General features: G+C 50.1%; 13 protein-coding genes. 11 read left to right on the forward strand and 2 right to left on the reverse strand.

What is annotated here, in order from left to right; all coding sequences use genetic code 11:
- Nucleotides 1-3 precede the first annotated feature (3 nt).
- Together HNQ56_RS01025 and HNQ56_RS01030 are read left to right on the forward strand one after the other, a co-directional pair.
- Nucleotides 4-1,665 (forward strand): GGDEF domain-containing protein, encoded by a 1,662-nt coding sequence (locus HNQ56_RS01025; RefSeq protein ID WP_429141882.1) that lies wholly within the window; start codon nt 4-6, stop codon nt 1,663-1,665.
- 37 nt (nt 1,666-1,702) lie between these two features.
- Nucleotides 1,703-3,310 (forward strand): CapA family protein, encoded by a 1,608-nt coding sequence (locus HNQ56_RS01030; protein ID WP_429141884.1) that lies wholly within the window; start codon nt 1,703-1,705, stop codon nt 3,308-3,310.
- Nucleotides 3,311-3,505: 195 nt separating this feature from the next.
- Here HNQ56_RS01030 and HNQ56_RS01035 read toward each other — a convergent pair whose 3' ends face one another.
- Both HNQ56_RS01035 and HNQ56_RS01040 read right to left on the reverse strand, forming a co-directional pair.
- The gene (locus HNQ56_RS01035) at nt 3,506-4,291 is read right to left on the reverse strand and encodes an endonuclease/exonuclease/phosphatase family protein (protein WP_429141886.1); all 786 of its coding nucleotides are present in this window, start codon (nt 4,289-4,291) and stop codon (nt 3,506-3,508) included.
- An 81-nt stretch (nt 4,292-4,372) separates the two neighbouring features.
- Nucleotides 4,373-6,646 (reverse strand): hypothetical protein, encoded by a 2,274-nt coding sequence (locus tag HNQ56_RS01040; protein ID WP_429141887.1) that lies wholly within the window; start codon nt 6,644-6,646, stop codon nt 4,373-4,375.
- Between the two features lie 169 nt (nt 6,647-6,815).
- Here HNQ56_RS01040 and HNQ56_RS01045 point away from each other — a divergent pair, with 169 nt between their 5' ends.
- The 9 genes from HNQ56_RS01045 to HNQ56_RS01085 all read left to right on the forward strand — a co-directional run bounded on the left by HNQ56_RS01045 (nt 6,816) and on the right by HNQ56_RS01085 (nt 18,033).
- On the forward strand, nt 6,816-7,487 hold the full coding sequence (locus HNQ56_RS01045; protein ID WP_429141889.1) for a response regulator transcription factor: 672 nt from the start codon (nt 6,816-6,818) through the stop codon (nt 7,485-7,487).
- A 9-nt stretch (nt 7,488-7,496) separates the two neighbouring features.
- A complete protein-coding gene (locus HNQ56_RS01050; RefSeq protein ID WP_429141891.1) occupies nt 7,497-8,783 on the forward strand; it encodes a sensor histidine kinase in 1,287 nt (428 codons plus the stop codon).
- A 175-nt stretch (nt 8,784-8,958) separates the two neighbouring features.
- Nucleotides 8,959-9,873, forward strand: a complete 915-nt coding sequence (locus HNQ56_RS01055; RefSeq protein ID WP_429141892.1) for a carbohydrate ABC transporter permease — start codon at nt 8,959-8,961, stop codon at nt 9,871-9,873.
- Complete coding sequence (locus tag HNQ56_RS01060; RefSeq protein ID WP_429141894.1) at nt 9,870-10,715, forward strand: carbohydrate ABC transporter permease; 846 nt, start codon at nt 9,870-9,872, stop codon at nt 10,713-10,715. The genes HNQ56_RS01055 and HNQ56_RS01060 overlap by 4 nt, the downstream gene beginning before the upstream one ends.
- Nucleotides 10,716-10,821: 106 nt before the next feature.
- Entirely contained in the window at nt 10,822-13,239 is a 2,418-nt protein-coding gene (locus tag HNQ56_RS01065) for an efflux RND transporter periplasmic adaptor subunit (protein ID WP_429141896.1), read from the forward strand.
- Nucleotides 13,232-14,509 (forward strand): ABC transporter permease, encoded by a 1,278-nt coding sequence (locus HNQ56_RS01070; protein WP_429141898.1) that lies wholly within the window; start codon nt 13,232-13,234, stop codon nt 14,507-14,509. Before HNQ56_RS01065 ends, HNQ56_RS01070 begins: the two co-directional genes overlap by 8 nt.
- Before the next feature lie 92 nt (nt 14,510-14,601).
- Nucleotides 14,602-15,459, forward strand: a complete 858-nt coding sequence (locus HNQ56_RS01075; RefSeq protein WP_429141900.1) for a DUF368 domain-containing protein — start codon at nt 14,602-14,604, stop codon at nt 15,457-15,459.
- A 93-nt stretch (nt 15,460-15,552) separates the two neighbouring features.
- Complete coding sequence (locus HNQ56_RS01080; protein ID WP_429141902.1) at nt 15,553-16,341, forward strand: hypothetical protein; 789 nt, start codon at nt 15,553-15,555, stop codon at nt 16,339-16,341.
- Between the two features lie 108 nt (nt 16,342-16,449).
- Nucleotides 16,450-18,033: a flotillin family protein gene (locus tag HNQ56_RS01085; protein ID WP_429141904.1), complete on the forward strand. Its 1,584-nt coding sequence runs from the start codon at nt 16,450-16,452 to the stop codon at nt 18,031-18,033.
- The last annotated feature ends 16 nt before the right edge of the window (nt 18,034-18,049 follow it).

Consider the following 18,049-nt stretch of genomic DNA (forward strand, 5'->3'; position numbering starts at 1 on the left):
ATTATGGAGTTCAACGAGTACGATAAGCATATACAAGAGCAAATTAGTCAGGTGCTGGAGGTACGGATACAACGTCCGGAGGAAGTGAAGCAGATATGTAAGAAATTAATCAGCATTGGCGAGGGAGAGGACGATGATAAACTGCTGGGCTTTGCTTATTATTATCTTGCAGAAGCATATTTTGACTGCAATCAGTATGATAAGTTCATTCAGAAATTAGTCCAGGGATTGGAGTACCAGCTTAAGGTTCCGTTGATAAGCCTCCTCTCCAAATCTTACAATATGCTTGGTATCAATGCGGATAACCAGGGTAATATCCCGGCGGCCATTGACTACTACCTGACCTCCCTAAAATACTGCAATGAATATGGACTGGATTACGAAGCCGGCCTTGTGAATGGCAATATCGGGCAGATCTATGCTTCTCTCCGGGAATATAAGACGGCAATTCATTATCTGGACAAGGCGTTGATTTGCTTTCATAAGGATAAGGGGAATCAAAACAGCAGCCGCGGACGGATGATCGCGGAGACTACCATTGCGCGCTGCTATCTGCAGATTGGAGACAAGGAAGCGTCAGTTCAATGGTTTGACCTGATACAGAAGGAGAAGGAAGGATTGGAAGGCGACGGTCATTATCCCATTGTAATTCTCTGCTTTGAAATATTATTCTTTCATAAAATGGAGGAATATGATAAACGGGATCAGCGGATGGAACAGATGATCACGGTAATAGAAGAGACATCCTCCCTGCTGGATATTTACGACGAAACGTTTACGCTCTGTGAGGTTCTAAGAGAGACAGGAAACTATCATGATCTCTGGAGGGTGCTGAAACGGGTGGAGCTGCTGACCGGGCAGGCGGGAATCGTCAATATGCAGCTAAAGGTGTTAAAGCATAAGCTGCAATACTACAAGCTGATACATAATGAAACGGACTATATGCGTGCCTGTGCCGATTATGTCATACTTTCGGAGCACCTGGAAGCGGAGAAGCAGGCAAATGCCAGGAATGCCATTGAGCTTCGCCTGGATCTGGAAGTGATTAAGGAAAAGCATACGGTGGTACAGGAAGAGAATAAGGTTCTTCTTGAGAAGTCACAGAGGGACCCTCTGACCAGGCTCCCCAACCGTGAAAGGCTGAATGAATACACCGAGATTGCTTTTGAACGGGCCTATCGTAACCAGACAAGCCTGGGAGTTGAGATATTTGATATTGATTGCTTTAAGGAATATAATGACACCTTTGGCCATCAAGCCGGAGACAAATGTCTGAAGAAGATGGCGAAGCTGCTCAATGCCCTGATGGAGCAGGGAATGTTCTGTGCCCGCTATGGAGGGGATGAGTTCATTATAGTATATGAGAATAAGACCGATGATGAGATTCTGGAGATAGCGGGAAAGCTGAAGCAGGATGTCATTGCTTTGAAGCTCTGCTGCGGCAAGGATGAGAAACAGCCCATGATTACCATATCCCAGGGAATACGCAATTCTGTGCCCAAGAAGGGAAATAAGATCTGGGATTACTTCTATGCTGCGGATATGTCCATGTATTGGGTAAAGCGCGCCAGCAAGAACGACATTCGCTTAGTACATACCGCGTATGAAGTGAGTACGGTAAAGGAAGGGAATAAGGCAGTGAATGAGGGTGGACAACCGGTTTAAAGATAAATAATGTGCGGGGGAAAAGGACGGAAGTAAAATGAGCAAGCATGGACTGACAAGAAGTCTGCTGGGACTGGGATGTATTCTGATTATGCTGGCCAGGAGTGCGGATCCGGGATGGGCATCTCCGATAGTAAGGAACGGGGAGATACTGAACCAGGTACAGGGTGAAATACAGGCGGAGAATACGGATCAGCAGGGGAATGCGGAAGATAAGATAGAGGAAACACAGCCGGATGCCGGTCAAACAGATGAAATGCAGACCGCGGATGAGTCAGCATCCGGTAAGGAAGAGGCAGACGAGCAGCCAACTGACAACGAAAAGGATAAGGAACAGACAGCTGGCAAGGAAACAGAGGATGAGCCGGCCAGCGGTGAGCAGATAGAGGATGAGCTGACGGGGGACGGAACAGATCCGGAAGAAGGCGGGGAAGCGCAGGAGGATGAGCAGTACGGAGGAAAGATTATTCTCAGTGCAAAGAGCCTTTCCCTGCAGCAGGGGAAATCCGCAGTGCTGACGGCCGAACTGACGGAGGAGAATCAGACGGACGAAGAGCTTCGTTATCAGAGCAGTGATACCAAGGTAGCTACAGTAAATCAAAGCGGTAAGGTGAAAGCAGTTCACTGGGGCAGCACAACCATAACCGTAACGCTGGGGAAAGCCAGGGCCAAATGCAAGGTTACCGTATCGAAGGACATCACACTTACCATCAGTGCGGCAGGGGACTGTACCCTGTCCAGTGATATTAAGCAGCCTGCCAGCGTGAATTTCTTCTCGGTATATAATAAGAAGAAGGATGATGCATATTTTTTCAAAAATGTAAAACCCATCTTTGAAAAGGATGATATGACCATCGTTAATTTTGAAGGAACCTTAAGCAATCAGGGGAAGAGGGAAGATAAGAAATGGGCCTTCCGGGGAAAGCCCTCCTATATTAATATTTTGAAGGAAGGCTCGGTAGAGGCGGTAGCCTTTGCCAATAATCATGTCAGAGATTACGGCGAGATCAGCTATACGGATACCATCAAGAGCTTTGGGAAAGCGGGACTGGTCTACTCTTCCTATGAAACAATTGGCGTGTATGAAGTAAAAGGAATGAAAATCGGCATGGTATCCATACAGGAGACCGGAAGGACCGATAGCAAGACCATACTGAGAAAAGCTTTAAAGACGGTAAAAAAAGAGAAACCGGATCTTCTGATTGTCAGCTTTCACTGGGGAATAGAAAAAAGCAGCCGCATAACCAAGGCACAGAGGGAGCTGGGCCGGATTGCTGTGGATGAAGGCGGAGCAGATCTGGTGCTGGGGCATCATCCCCATGTTCTCCAACCGGTAGAAAAATATAAGGATGCCTATATCGTATACAGCCTGGGCAACTTCTGCTTCGGCGGCAATACCAATCCGGCGGATAAGGATACCATGATCTTTCAGCAGACCTTCACCTTCCATAATGATGAGCTGGTGCAGACGGATGATGTCCGTATTATTCCCTGCTCCGTATCCTCCACGAGCCAGCGCAATAATTATCAGCCCACCCCCAGCACAGGGAAGGAGAAGACCCGGATTTTGAAGAAAATCAATGGGTATTGTGGGCCGTATGGCATTACCTTTGATAAAAACGGACGAATTATTCTAAGCAAATAAAAAAGAAAAGAGCCGTCGCAAAATGAATCGATGATAGCAGTTTATACAAAATAATCCTATTAATAGCACAAAAATGCGCCTTAAACAGCTTTTGAAGCTTAGTCAAGACGCATTTTTTATGCAATATTTTTCACAAGTCTATTTTGCGACAGTCCCTCTTACTCAGCCAAACAATATATTGAAATTAAGTATATGTTATACGTTGCGGCAAGGCATGAGATCAGCACAAACGGGATAATGATCGGACAGATATACCCCGTCTTTGCAATCCTCCCAGAGAGAAACCTCCCGGCAGGAAATGCCGCTCTCAATAAAGATATAATCGATTTTTTCGAAACTTTTTGTACGTCCAAAATCGTGGAAGGTTCTCTGAATCCCCGCAGTCAGATCGACAAGCTGCGGGCATCCGTTGCGGTCAGCATATGACCTTAAGACTTCCATTTCTGCGGAATTGGGGAAAGCATTGAAATCCCCTGCTAATATAGCGGGAGCCTGGACAAAATCTTCTTCCTGCCGGATTCGCATGAGAATCTGGCTCAATCCCAGGCGGCGGGCTTCGCTTCCAAGGTGGTCCAAATGGGTGTTGTAAATACGGTAGAGCTGCTTTGTTTCCAGGTGCTGCAGCAGCGCCATGGTACAGGTGCGCGGACAATTGCTTTGATCCGGATAGCGGGAGCCGGGCAGCATCGGGGTTGGCGAGAGCCAGAATACATCCATCTTCAGCAAATTCAAATCAGACTTCTTGTAGGCGATACATGTTTGCTCGCCCTGAAGGTCCTCATCCCTGCCGCAGCCAATAATATAGTAATCCGGCAGGCACTCCTTGAGCCATGCCGCAACATGGGGCAGAACCTCTTGAAAACAGATGACATCGGGGGCCTCCCTCTGTATTCTATCCAGAATCATCGGCTTCCTGTAGCAAAAATTATTATTCCCATCCTGCCCGTAATCACACCGTATATTAAAGGTAACTAGTTTCATGCTTTTTCTCCATTCCCAAGTATAGTAGTTATCTTTTGTCAGCTTATATTATACAATACTTGCTTCCGGTTTACCAGCCAGTTATTCGGACAAATAGATATTCAGCTTTGCAATAATGGCATCGGCCGCGGCCTCTGCGGTAAGCGTTCCTGCCAGGAGTTCGCCGGCCTTCTCCTTAATAGCCCCCAGCACATGCTCATCGGAGATAACCCGGTTGGAAACAGAAGAACATATCTTTAAAAGAGCATTTACCTGCTGCTCATCAATAGCGGAAAAGGATATCATTTCTTCCTCTCCATCCTGGCCGACGATAGAGGCTACCTCAGAATAATTGCTCCGATCCTGACGGGAGGAGGTAAGAAGCGCTTTGGAATTGATGGGGAAGCCGTCGTAAAATTCATTCTCCAGAACTTCCTCTGACAGGACGGTGCGAAGGAATTCCCTGCAAAGCTCGGGCTGCCTGCTTTGGCTGCTGATTCCCAGCTCACAGCCGGGGGTAAAGGAGTTGGCATAGGAGGTGTAATATCCGCTGACTTTCTTGACCATACCAAAGGGGGCTACGGCACGTCGAAAACCGGTGATCGATCCCAGGTAAAGATATTCGCCGAGCCTGAGATTCATCTCACTGTTGCCGCGGAAGGAGAAGTCATCATAATTTTCCACAATGGTACACCGGTCACCTACAAGCTTTAACTGCTGCAGCGTGCGAAGCAGCTGCTCCCGGTCTAGCCTGCCGTCGGAGCTTTGCAGGGAAGCTGTTTCATAAGGGAAGAGAATATCCACCAGAGCCTCCGGTGTAAGTGTGCCGAACATGGGAGCATCCTTATGGGAAGCGGCATAATCGGCCAGGGCCTCCAGGGAGTTCAGCTTTTCAGTATCCGCGCCGGTGCCAAAGAGCATATTGACTTTGTATCTGGCAGGAACCATGTAGATACTTCCTTCCCGGAGGTAATGATCCATAATTCCTTTATAAAGGGTGCCGTCATCAATCATTGGCTGCAGCAGGTCACGGATATCTGCCAGAACGCCTTTTTCCATCAGGGAATCAGCAGGGAGACCGTCCAGGACGAGAATATCGTAAATGGTTCCGGCAAGAAGCTCCGTATTCAGGGCACGGATATAATCCTCCTTGGTCTCCAGATCCGCCTTCCAGAATTCCTCGGTTGTCATAGCCGTGGTGAAGTTCACCTTAATATCGGGGTGATTTTGCTGGAAGACAGCCGCTGCCTGCCTCAGGGTATTGTTATCTGTAAGGGAATAGATATTTAATTCATCGGAAGGCAGGGTATCGACGTTGCTGTCAAAGCTGTACTGCATCAAAGAGCTGCTGCCGCTGTCATAAAACAGGGCATAATAGTTCTCCTGGGAATCCGCGGTAAAGCCGACGGTTTCCAGGGTAGGCACGGCCAGGGAGGTCATGCTGCCGTCCAGCACGCTGTTCCATAGGGAGGTGCCCTCCTCCAGCTTAAAAATTCCCTTCTTATTGCACAGCAGAAGATCCTGGCCGATATGATCGGAATATAAATAACCGTCATCCAGGGAAACCTCAAAAGGATAGCCGGCGCTGCTCCGGTCAGCGGTATCGTATACGATGATGCTCCTGATCTGATAATTTTCATCACATTGGCCCAGAATGAGCTTAGTCCCGGAACAGTGAAGAAAATCCGAGGAGTAATGATAGTCATTGACGGTGGACAAAAGCTTCTGATCCGTGCTGCTGTAAAGGCAGACCTCTCCGTTGGAGAAAATAGCGGCGATTGTTCCGCTCTCCATCACAGATACCATGGAAGGGTAGGTGAGGGTGCCGTATTCCGGGTCATTCCATCCCTCCGGGTACAGGGTCTCATAGGTCATTCCGTCTTTGGAGCGCAGCAGATGTGCCTTCAGACCCGGATCGCCCAATTCAAAATAAAACAGATACTGGCTGCCGCTGCCGTCCTCCATAACCTGCGGGCGGTAGGTCCAGCCTTTCGGCAGGGAAGGAATGGATTTGATCCATGCCGGTGTTATCTCCGTCCAGGTTCCGTCGTTTTCTAATTGGTAACAGGTGATGGAAAAGGGAGTTTCATGAAAGCTGTAGAGGAGAATCTGTTGGTCATTTCTGGCTAATTGCAGGGAACTCCCCTTGGTATCCTCCGGCAGGGAAAGCTCCTTTTCCACATAGCGTCCCTTGAGGGAGCCGCCTGCCTTCTTTGTATTGGAAGGGCGTTGGCTTTGGGAAGGGGCGTCCTCCTTTTTGCTGCCTGCAGTTTCTCCCTCCCGGGGACGGTTTTCTGCCGCGGGCTCCTTCTGGCTGCAGCCGGCCAGGATGCAGCAAATTATCAGGATACAGCATAAAAATTTCTTTCTTATCATTTCTTGCTCCTTTCGAACCTCGTTTTTCACAGGTTGCATTCAAACTATAAATATGTTATAAAATGCTTATCTCTAACCAACCTTAAAAAACAGAATAATTTGTAAGTTTTTCACCGGACAATGCCCCGGAGTCGAAGATAGGCTCCGGCAAGGAAAGGAGCTGCGGAGGATGTATCTTCTGATCATCGAGGACGATAAGGACTTGTGTTCCATCTTAGAGTACCAGCTGAAGAAAAATAATATGGAAGCAGATTTCTGCCATGACGGGGAGGATGCCTTGTTCTATGCGGGCAAGCAGACCTACGATGTCATTGTATTGGACAGGATGCTTCCCGGAATGGATGGGCTGACCATTCTTGATAAGCTCCGGCGGCAGAATATCACCACTCCGGTTATTATGGTAACCGCCATGGATACCTTGAAGAACCGGATCGAGGGGCTGGACACCGGGGCGGACGACTATCTGACCAAGCCCTTTGATACCGAGGAGCTTCTGGCGAGGGTTCGGGCTCTGGCAAGACGCCCGGCCAGGATTGAGAATTTCCAACGGCTGTATTTCTCTGATTTTATCCTGGACGCGGCTACTATGCAAATCGTGAAGGAGAAGGAGGCCTGCAGCCTGTCCAGGCGGGAGGGGGATCTCCTAAGCTTTTTTATCAAGAATAAAGGGCAGATTCTCACCAGGGATATGCTGCTCACCCGTGTCTGGGGAGCGGACAGCTTTGTGACGGACGGGAATCTGGACAATTTCATCTGTTTTCTTCGGAAACGCCTGAAATCAGTCCACAGCCGGGCAACAATCAAGACAATCCGGGGGATCGGTTACCAACTGGTGGAATAGGAGGAGGCTGTGTTTAAAAAACTGAAAATCAGGCTGGTGCTTCTCTACGGCATTACCACCAGCATAATACTGACTGTTATTATTATAGGGATCGCCATCCTTAATTACAAGCAGAACAGCCAGCAGGAGAAAATTCTCTTCCTGGCCAATGCGGAGCAGATTGTGGAGAAAATCCGCACGGAGAATATCATTAATAGCTCCTGGATGCTTCAAAAACAATTGGAAAATCAGTATATCATCCTGGTGGAGGAGAACGGAAAGCGGCTGGCAAGCCGTTATCAGATACAGACCGGGACAGATACGGAGCAGCTGGCGGCGGCGATCAAGGAGAGCGCCGCCCGGGAAGGTGTGGTCCTCGACCGGCGGCCTCTGTACGCAAGAGCGGAGAAGACTGCCGTATTGTCCCTGGATTTTAAGGCGCAGGGCTCCTATCTGGGGATGGGGGTCAACATCCCTACCCGTAAGGGCTGGCAGACGATTATGGTATTTTCAGAAAATCGTCTGCGTTCCGGGAACGGAGCAGGGCAAATCCTGTTTTTTGCCGCTATTGATCTGGCCGGCGTAGCAGCCCTGTTCCTCATCAGCTCCCTCTATATCGGCAAGGTAATCAGGCCGCTGGAGGAAGGGCAGGAGAATCAGAATGCATTTATTGCCGCGGCTTCCCATGAGCTTAAGTCCCCGCTTACGGTGATAAAGACGGGAATATCCGCCATCCGTGAGGATGTAACCAGGGCGGACCAATTCCTTGGGCATGTGGAGACCGAGTGCGACCGGATGACCCGGCTGATCCAGGATATGCTCTTACTGGCGGCAGCGGACGCAAAGCGCTGGGAGCTGAAGCCGGAGCCGCTGGATCTGGATACGCTGCTGATCGAATGCTATGACATGATATGCAGCTGCCTGAATGAGAAGCAGACGGAAATCTCCCTGGAGCTTCCCGAGGAAGCTCTCAGCAGCATGAATGGGGATAAGGAGCGCATCAGGCAGATCATAACCATCCTTGCGGATAATGCCATGAGCCATACTCCCGCAGGGGGCAGGATTGTGATCCGGGCATATCAGCAAAAGCGCTGTGTGATCCTGGAGGTAGAAGATCACGGCAAGGGAATTCCCGAGGAGGAGAAGAAACGTGTCTTTGAGCGCTTCTACCGCGGAGATCAGTCCAGAACCGATAAGAAGCATTTCGGACTGGGGCTGAGTATCGCCAGGGAGCTGGCGGAGCTCCACCATGGGGAGATCCTCATCCGGGATACTCCGGGAGGAGGCGCCACCTTTGCAGTAAAGCTCCCGCTGTAGCGCAAATCGGTGTCCAAATCGGTGTCAGGCACCGAACGCCGCCGGGTTTAGGATGTATATCATCCAGCCCGGCGGCTTTCTTTGTTTTTTAAAGGTTATTTAGAGATTTCCCAGCTATACTGCCAGTAAACGATACGCAGATAAATATTATTGCAGTAAGGGTGTGGTTTTCGAGATGATATTAAAAATAATAAGGCAAGGTAATGCCTGTCGTGGTGTCAGGCACCTGCGCGGCGGTGTCAGGCACCGGCTGGGACGGCGGGAAACAGGAACAGCCTGGCTGTTTTTGCTTCCCAGCCTTCTGGGCATCGCGGTGTTTGTCCTGCTTCCCTTTCTGGATGCGGTGCGAAGATCCTTCTTTGAAGCCATGGGGGGAAGGTTTGTCGGCCTTAAGAATTACCGGACCGTACTGGAAAATGAAGCATTCCGCCTGGCAGCAGGAAATACAGGGAGGTTTATTCTGGTCTGCATCCCCCTGCTGCTGCTTCTGAGCCTGCTGCTATCCGTAATGATGCAGCACCGGGGAGACTTCTTTAAGGTATCCTTTCTGATTCCCATGGCTGTTCCGGTTGCCTCGGTGGCCCTCCTGTGGAAGATTTTCTTTCATAACCAGGGCTTATTGAATCATCTGCTGGTGAGGCTGGGCAGCCGGCCGGTGGACTGGATGAATACGGATTATGCCTTTCTGGTGCTGGTATTCAGCTATGTGTGGAAGAATGCGGGCTATGACTGTGTGCTGTGGCTGTCCGGTTTGGGCAGTATATCGGAGACGGTCTACGAGGCGGCTGCCATCGACGGGGCAGGGGTATTGGGAAAGTTCTTTTATATCACTCTGCCGGGGCTGCTGCCGACTCTGTTTGTTGCGGCAGTGATGTCCCTGGTCAATTCCTTCAAGGTATTCCGTGAAGCCTATCTGGTGGCGGGGGCTTATCCCCAGAGCAGTATTTATATGCTTCAGCATCTGTTAAATAACTGGTTTGTTTCACTGGATATTCAGAAAATGTGTGCCGCGGCATCTATGCTGGCAGCAGTATTTATCTTATTCCTTCTGCTGCTTCATGGTCTGGGGCGAAGAGGGGTGGAGGAATGAAGAAGCTGAGGTATCTTAACTTTTTAATTCTCTGCCTCATGGCCCTGCTCATCTGGCTCCCTCTGTGGATGCTGGTCTCCGGTTCCTTTATGGGAGCTGCCGAGGTGGAGGAAAGCATCGGGGCGGTGTTAGGACAGAGGGAGGGGTATGCATCCTGGCATCTGTTCCCCGGCTACCCCACTCTCCGACCCTACGCGGAGCTGCTGCTGGATACGCCCCAATTCTTTCCGATGTTCTGGAATTCCTGCATTCAGGTAATTCCCGGTGTGGCCGGGCAGCTGATCATTGCACTTCCTGCCGCCTGGAGCTTTGCGCGTTTTCAGTTCCGGGGAAAGAAAGCGCTGTTCTTATTGTACATCGCATTGATGATCATGCCCTTTCAGGTAACGATGGTATCAAGCTATCTTGTGCTTGACCGGCTGAGGCTGATGAATACCCACCTGGCCCTGATCGTTCCCATGCTTTTTTCCACCTTTCCCGTATTCATCCTGGAGAAAAGCTTCAGAACCATTCCTCGGGCTCTGATTGAGGCAGCTAAAATAGATGGGGCAGGAGAGGGAAAGATATTTCTGCATATCGGACTGCCCCTGGGTGCGTCGGGGATTATCTCTGCCGGAATTCTGGGCTTTCTGGAGGGATGGAATGCAATTGAGCAGCCCATTACCTTTCTAAAGGATAAATCCCTGTGGCCCATGTCCCTGTATCTTCCCGGAATTGCCATGGATGAGCTGGGAGTTGCACTGACAGCCTGCGTGATCGCTATGATGCCGCCGCTGCTGTTTTTTCTGTCCGATCAGAAATATATAGAAGAAGGGATTGTAGCTTCCGGAATTAAAGAATAACGGCCAAAGTACAGACAAGGTGGTAAGAAGGGGATCAAGAGGGATGAAAAGGAAGACAGGGTCAGGGATTGGCGGGTAGAAGGAATGGAAAGAAAGGTGAAAGAGAATGGGAAGGATGAAGGAATATATCATAAAGCAGCTTGCCAGAGAACCGGAAGCGGAAAAACCAACCTTGCAGGAGGCAGCAAAGCGTCTGCTGATCGGTTTTTTTATACTAATGCTGCTGCTGACAGGGGTATCCCGTGCCGCGGATTCGGTAACCGTTGCAAAGGTAACAGCAGTAAAGGCAAAGAGCAGCGTATTAAATTATATTATCACGGGAACCGGTTCCATTGAAGCCAAAACAGAGAAATATCTGGAGCTCTATGATGGGGCCAGGATATCGGAAATTGCAGTAAAGGAAGGCCAGCCGGTTGAAGAAGGGGATCTTCTTTTTATCTATGATCTGCAAGGACTGGAAACCATATGTGAGGATCTCCGGCGGGAGCTTACCATTGCAGAACTCAACAGGGAGAAGGAAGAGCTGGCCCAGGAGACGGCGGCGTCGGCAGCAGCGGAGGAAGAGGAGGCGGCAGCTCTCGCACTGAGAAGAGCGGAGTTAGATGCCGGACTGGCTCGGACGAGACTGGAAGCGGCAAGGTCATCGATAGATAAGGCAAGGCAGGAAGAGCTGGAGGAAGCGGAAGAAGCATACCGGGAGGCAGAAGAAGCCTGCATGGAGGCCGAAAGAGCCTATCAGGAGGTCCAGGAATGGAAGCTGGAGGCGGAAGAGGATCGTGACCGGGCTATGCTCAAGGCAGAGAAAGCATACGCCAGGGCGGAAGAAGCTCTGGAAGAGCTGTCTGCCGGTAAAAGAAAAGCGGAAGCTGCAATCGCAGGATACCGTGCTGCGGCGCTGGACAGCAAGGTAAAGATCGCCGCACCCTCCCAAAAAGAGGATGGGGACCCGGTATGGGATCCCGGCAGTATTGCTTTTGATGACCGGGAGTATAGCGCCACCTTGATGAATATCGACAACAGCTTCCATGAAATTCTGACGAAACTCTATGCCCAGTCAGAGAATCCGGCCTCAGACACAGGGACATCCGATAGGGAAACCACCACGGAAGACTGTCAGGATGCGTTGATCCGGGCCCAGCTTCCGATCTTCTGGTGCTATTACGGTGAGGAAGAATACAGGAGGCATGTGAAAACAGCAAAGGCTCTGCTGAAGGAACTCAACCGAGCCAGAGAGGATTATAAGCTGGCATTTATTACAGCGGCAGAATCAGGCTCCTATCTGACGACCGCCCAGAAGGCGGCATATATCCGCGCTTATGAGGATGCCTATGAGGCATGGAAGGAAGAAGCCGGGAGGGACAAAGAGCTTTGTGACGCCATCGCTTCTTATGGTGCCGCAATTCAAAGCGGCTCGGAAGCAAATGCTGCGATGGCCTGGCAGAGCCTTTTCTCCATCGTTTACCAGGAGGATGACGCAAAGCGCCAGGTTATCCGCAGCGCCGAAGAGCTGGTGGAGGTAAAACGGGAAGAACTGGAAAGTACGAAGCTGCAGTGGGAAAGAAAGCTGGCCGGACTGGAGAAGGATGAGGATAAGGGGATAGAAAACCGGAACAAGGCCCGGGAGAGCCTGGATAAAGCCGGGGAGAATAAAAGTAAGGCCCAGGAGGTCTGTGACCGGATTAAGGAGCAGCAGTATGATTACGGTGAGGAGCTGCAGGCCCAGGAGAGCCAGCTGGACAGTGCCGAAAGGGTTCTTGAGGATGCCAGGATGGCCTTGAATAAGGCCAAGAAGAAAGATTCGGATACCCTGCGCTCCAACCGGACGAAGCAGGAGATAAACCGGATCTCCAATGATCTTCTTGCAATGGAGGTGGAGCAGCACAGAGAAGCAGTGGAAGCGGCGGAAAAGCTGCTGAAGCAGGAGGGCAAAGTCCTTTCTCCCTGTGCGGGGAAGGTAAAAAACATTGGCGTGAGTGTGGGAAGCAGAATTACAGGCGCAGAAAAGGTGTCCATTTCTACGGAAAATTACCTGTTTCAAGCGAAGGTATCAAGGGAGGAAGCAGAGCATCTGGAGGTCGGAGATGAGATCCTGCTCTCAAGCGGTGACAGGCGGGAGCCGATAACGGCTATCATAGAAAGCATAGGCCGGGAAGATGTCCAGGGAATGGCGGAGCTGACGGCAGAACTTCCTTCCGGCGATCATACTTCATTGGGAATATATGATATTGGAAAGACCGTGTCCTATACTGTCAGCAAAACATCCGGAAAATATGCAAAGACACTGCCTCTTCAAGCGATACGGATCGATTCCCATCAGATGAATTATGTTCTGGTAATCGGAGAGACGAACACCAGCCTGGGCCGGGAGCAGACCGTCTACCGGGTAAATGTTACTGTGCTGGAGAAAGACAGCAAAACCGCGGCGGTGGATACAGTGCTCGGCTCGGGGGACAGAGTTGTTGTCAGCAGCAGTAAAAGCATTGAGGAGGGGGACCGGGTGAGGATTAATGAGAAGAATGAATAGCATTATCAAAGGGCGTGCGGCTCCTCTCCTTCTGTTTGCCCTGATCTATGCCCTATGGGGAACCGCACTATATTATAGCCGCTGCATCGAAGAGGATTACCGGGCTGTCAGCATCCGGATAGAGGAAGGGACAGTGGAGGGTCGGACCCTCGCCTATATGGCAGAGCAGGAAATGGAAGGAGAAAAGAAAGGATTGAAAGGAATCACCGCCTGGAACAGGAAGGAGAGACAGCTTATTGAAGTGGGTATCCTAAGCAGCGGGATAGTGGTGTATCCGCAGGAAAGAAAGCTGTCACTGATCGAAGTATCCGGTGACATGGAACGGGCATATCCGATTCAAATAGCCGGCGGATATATACCGGCAGCAGATGACCTTCAAGGCTGTCTGATTGACGAGGATACGGCATACGGTCTGTTTGGCACAATGGATGCGCTGGGGAATTCGGTGTCTTATGACGGTGAATCCTACCTTGTGCGGGGCATCCTTCATTCCAGAGAAGCGATATGCCTTATTGTGCGGGAATTGGAGAAAATGGACTATGCCAATCTGGAACTGACCTTTGCAGCCGAAAGCGGCGGCGGACAACAGGCTGAGGAGCTGCTGAGACGGTATGGAATTAGCGGCAGCTATACCCTGATTGACGGATATCTGATCTCCAGGGGCCTTTCCCTGGCGGCTCTGCTGCCGGCGTGGCTTATGGGCTTTTGCCTGCTGTATGAGGTGGGTGCGATTCTCTGGAGGAGAAGGAGCATCCCGATTCAGGCCGTCAGTCTTTTTCTGTTACTTTTATGCATCTGGCCCCTGCTTTTCTGGATGATGGAATTTGAGGTATTTTTTCCCCAACAGCTCGTTCCTGCAAAATGGTCCGATTTTTCCTTCTGGAGCAGGAGATACGCCGATTTCCTGGAATGGAGGCGGGGCATGGATTATATTACTCCCAATTATAAAGATATCTTACTAAAGCAGTATATCCAAAACTGTTTGACCTGTACGGCTGTGGCAGCTGTCGGTATATTGGCGCTGAGAATATACCGAAATCTTCTGCCTGTCAACAGGCGTCGGGAGACCGGCAGCCTGCTTCCGGCGGCAGTATTGGAATGCGCTGTAATCTGTCTTCTGTTCTCCTTTGGGAGACCCTTCCCCCTTCCAAGAGCCTATCTGGGAATGCCGTTATTTTATATGCTGGCAGAGGGTTGCCTCCGATGGGCCAGAAAAGGCTATAAGACCTGCTGCTCTATTATAACCGGACATGTGACAAGGAACGAATAGCTGGTCTTTACAATCGGAATTTAACATAGTATACTTCTATATAATTGAATGGGAAGATCAAGGAAATTATTTCAATAAGGAGTATAAAGACGATGAACAGCAAATTAAAAGGCAATGTGTTAATCTTACTAAAGGGCTTCATCATTGGTTCGTCCATGAGCGTACCGGGAGTCAGCGGCGGAACCATGGCGATCCTGCTTGGAATATATGATAGGCTGATCGGTTCCATCAGTAATTTTCTGAAGGATATTAAGGGAAACTTTTTATTTTTAATGAAATTCTGTATCGGTGCGGCAGCGGGTATCGGCTCCCTGGCCTTTGTCATCCAATGGCTGCTGGAGAAGTTCCCCCTGCCGGTATCTTTTTTCTTTCTGGGAGCGGTCATCGGCGGTATTCCCGCACTCTATAAAAGAACAGAGGCAGCGACACGGAAGCTGTCCTTTGCAATCTACTTTCTCATTGGTTTTATTATTGTAATTTCCATTGGTTTTCTGCCTACCGGCAATTTTGACATCAGTACGGGAACGGGAATTGGCCATTATCTGATGGTGCTGGTGACGGGGATTATTATTGCCCTCGCCCTGGTGCTTCCGGGAATCAGCACCTCCCATATGCTTCTGGTGCTGGGAATGTATGATACGATGCTGGCGGCCATCACCGGCTTTGACCTGGTTTATATCGGGGTGATAGGGATATCCACGGTAGTCGGAATCTTTTTGATTACCAAGCCTATCGAATGGACCATGAATAAATTCCCCCACCAGACCTACTGCATGATTATCGGCTTTGTTCTGGGCTCCACCTCAGAGATCTTCCGGGATAAGATTATCCCTGCCGTACCGGACGGGGCAGGTTTTGCCTGGTGGATACCATCTGCCATTCTGTCCGTTGTAACTTTCATTCTGGGATATTATGCAATACTTTCCCTGTCTAGATTTTCTAATGATTGATTCTTGTAATTGTGTTAAAATTACATTAGAAACTCGCATTGGCAGTGAAAATATGCTATACTCAATTTAGGTTGTGAAAAGGGGGTCTACGAAGTGATAACGTTCTATCTATGTTTCTTTGCCGGAGGCGCGGTACTTCCCGTTCTCAGTGTCATCATGGGAGCCCTTGGAGGCGGTTCGGATACGGACGTCGATATGGATGTGGGAGTGGATACGGATATCGATTTGGATGTTGACCTGGACGTTGACTTGGACGTTGACTTGGATATTGATCCCGGTATTGATATCGGCGGGGATATCGGGGCCGATCCCGGACTGGATCTGGATGCAGGCCATGGGCTGACAGGTCATGGATTACTCGGTCATGGATTGACAGGCCACCATTATGAAGCCCACACCGGTGATGCTCATGCTTTAGATGGTCAGGCACCGGCAGGAGCAGAGATAAGCTCCGCCTTTTCCCTGGGACTTGTCCCTACCTCCCTGATGTCACTGTCCGCTCTGGCCGTAGGCTTTGGAGCGGTGGGAGCCATCATGACAATGCTGGGCCGGGGGCATGTAATAACACTTATAATTGCGGCGATTGCGGGGTATCTGGCATCCGTGGTTATCCAAACAATTATAAAGACCCTGAAACGGGTACAAACGAGAAATTATGGAATCAACGAGAATGAGCTGCTGCTGTATGACGGAAAGGTGATTGATACCATTCTTCCGGGCCAGCTGGGGACGGTAAGCTTTGACACCTTGAAGAATGTGCATGTCAGCTATCCGGCCAGATGTGCGGATTCAGACCTCAGGCTGGAGGCGGGCCGGGCCGTAAAGGCACTGGAGCTTCGCGACGGCATCTGTCTTGTTGAACCAAAGAACAGGTATGAGTAACACAGGGAACAGGTACAGCTTCATAGAGGCAGCGGTCTTAAGGGGATTAAAACAAACACTGCACATTGCGGCTGTACGCACAGAACACAATAAAATGGAGGGATAAGAATGGTTTTATTAGTAAGTGACGCAGTTAATTTTGGACCAATCATTATTACGGTACTGGCAGTGGCAGTCGCAATCTTTATTCTGGTAAGTATTTTCAGCATGTGGAAGAAGGTTCCCCAGGATAAGGCGATGGTAGTAACCGGTATGAAGAAACGGATCATCACCGGCGGCGGTGGAGTGGTATTGCCTGTTTTAGAGCGTACGGACACAATCTCCCTTGGCAATATCCAATTGAATGTGAATACCTCACAGACCATGTCCTCCCAGGGAGTTCCCATCGATGTTGCGGGTACGGCAGTAATTAAGGTAAGGAATACCCATGAGAGCATTTATCTGGCAATTGAGCAGTTTAGCGGTGTCAATGAGAATCAGATTCAATCCTCCATTGCGGAGCAGGTAACGCTGATTCTGGAAGGTAAGCTTCGTGAAATCGTTGCATCCATGACGGTGGAACAGATCTATAATGACCGGGAAGCCTTTTCCGCCAAGGTTCAGGAAGTAGTAGGAACCAAGATCGGTGAGATGGGACTGGAGCTGAAGGACTTCTCCATCAAGGATGTCAATGATACCAACGGATACATCAAGGCCCTGGGTGCCAAGCAGATCGCAGAGAAGAAGAAGGATGCGGAGATTGCCCAGGCGCTGGCGCTGAAGGAAGAATCGATTAAGAAATCAGAAGCAACCAAGGAGGGCGAGAAGGCGCGGCTGGAAGCCCAGACCGAAGTCAGTGCTGCCATGAAGGCCAAAGAGGTGCAGGAAGCCCTGTACCGGATTGAGCAGGAATCAGCGAAAGCGAAAGCGGATGCTGCCTATGAGATCCAGAAGAGCATTACCTATAAGGATGTCATTGCTGCCCAGATGGAGGCGGATATCTTAAAGCAGCAGAAGCAGAAGGAATTGCAGGAAGCCCAATTGCAGGTAGAGATTGCAAGAGAGCAGAAGCAGACCGAATTAGAGCAGCGCCGTGCGGAGAAGACCCGTGAAGAGCTGAAGACCAAGGTAGTAGAACCTGCCAATGCGGAGAGGGAACAGCGGAGAGCAGAAGCTGATGCGAAGAAATATGCCCAGATTACAGAGGCGGAAGCGAGAGCTGAGGCTAAGAAGGCAGAAGCAGCAGCGGAAGCAGAGGCAATCAAGCAGAAGGCGGAAGCCCAGGCCCAGGCCGAAGCGGTCAACGGTGAAGCAAGGGCGAAGGCCATCAGTGCGGTGGGTCTTGCAGAAGCGGATGCCATTAAGGCCAAGGGTCTTGCTGAGGCGGAGGCCATGGAGAAGAAGGCGGAAGCTTATAAGAAGTATACCGGAGCAGCTATGGCAGATAAGCTGATCGAGAAGCTTCCTGAGATCGCGAAGTCCATTGCAGAGCCTCTCGGACAGATATCCGATATTAAGATCTATGGCGGAGGTGTGGATAGCGTATCCGATAATGTCCCCACAGTGCTTGCCAAGGTATTCGATACGGTTCAGAATGCGGTGGGAATTGATATGAAGAGCATCGTCATGGCAGACAGCCTGGAGGCAAGAACCACGAAGAATATCAACGTGACCGGTGTAAGTGAAGAGTTGATTGATAAAGTAGTGAAATAATATAAGAATAATTGCG

Source organism: Anaerotaenia torta (assembly GCF_050433395.1).
GTDB classification, from domain to species: Bacteria; Bacillota; Clostridia; order Lachnospirales; family Lachnospiraceae; genus Mobilitalea; species Mobilitalea torta.

Excerpts from the sequence above, each read along its gene's own strand:
- HNQ56_RS01025 (WP_429141882.1), top strand. The coding sequence starts at position 4 with ATGGAGTTCAACGAGTACGATAAGCATATACAAGAGCAAATTAGTCAG.
- HNQ56_RS01030 (WP_429141884.1), top strand. The coding sequence starts at position 1,703 with ATGAGCAAGCATGGACTGACAAGAAGTCTGCTGGGACTGGGATGTATT.
- HNQ56_RS01035 (WP_429141886.1), bottom strand. The coding sequence starts at position 4,291 with ATGAAACTAGTTACCTTTAATATACGGTGTGATTACGGGCAGGATGGG.
- HNQ56_RS01040 (WP_429141887.1), bottom strand. The coding sequence starts at position 6,646 with ATGATAAGAAAGAAATTTTTATGCTGTATCCTGATAATTTGCTGCATC.
- HNQ56_RS01045 (WP_429141889.1), top strand. The coding sequence starts at position 6,816 with ATGTATCTTCTGATCATCGAGGACGATAAGGACTTGTGTTCCATCTTA.
- HNQ56_RS01055 (WP_429141892.1), top strand. The coding sequence starts at position 8,959 with ATGATATTAAAAATAATAAGGCAAGGTAATGCCTGTCGTGGTGTCAGG.
- HNQ56_RS01060 (WP_429141894.1), top strand. The coding sequence starts at position 9,870 with ATGAAGAAGCTGAGGTATCTTAACTTTTTAATTCTCTGCCTCATGGCC.
- HNQ56_RS01065 (WP_429141896.1), top strand. The coding sequence starts at position 10,822 with ATGGGAAGGATGAAGGAATATATCATAAAGCAGCTTGCCAGAGAACCG.
- HNQ56_RS01070 (WP_429141898.1), top strand. The coding sequence starts at position 13,232 with ATGAATAGCATTATCAAAGGGCGTGCGGCTCCTCTCCTTCTGTTTGCC.
- HNQ56_RS01075 (WP_429141900.1), top strand. The coding sequence starts at position 14,602 with ATGAACAGCAAATTAAAAGGCAATGTGTTAATCTTACTAAAGGGCTTC.
- HNQ56_RS01085 (WP_429141904.1), top strand. The coding sequence starts at position 16,450 with ATGGTTTTATTAGTAAGTGACGCAGTTAATTTTGGACCAATCATTATT.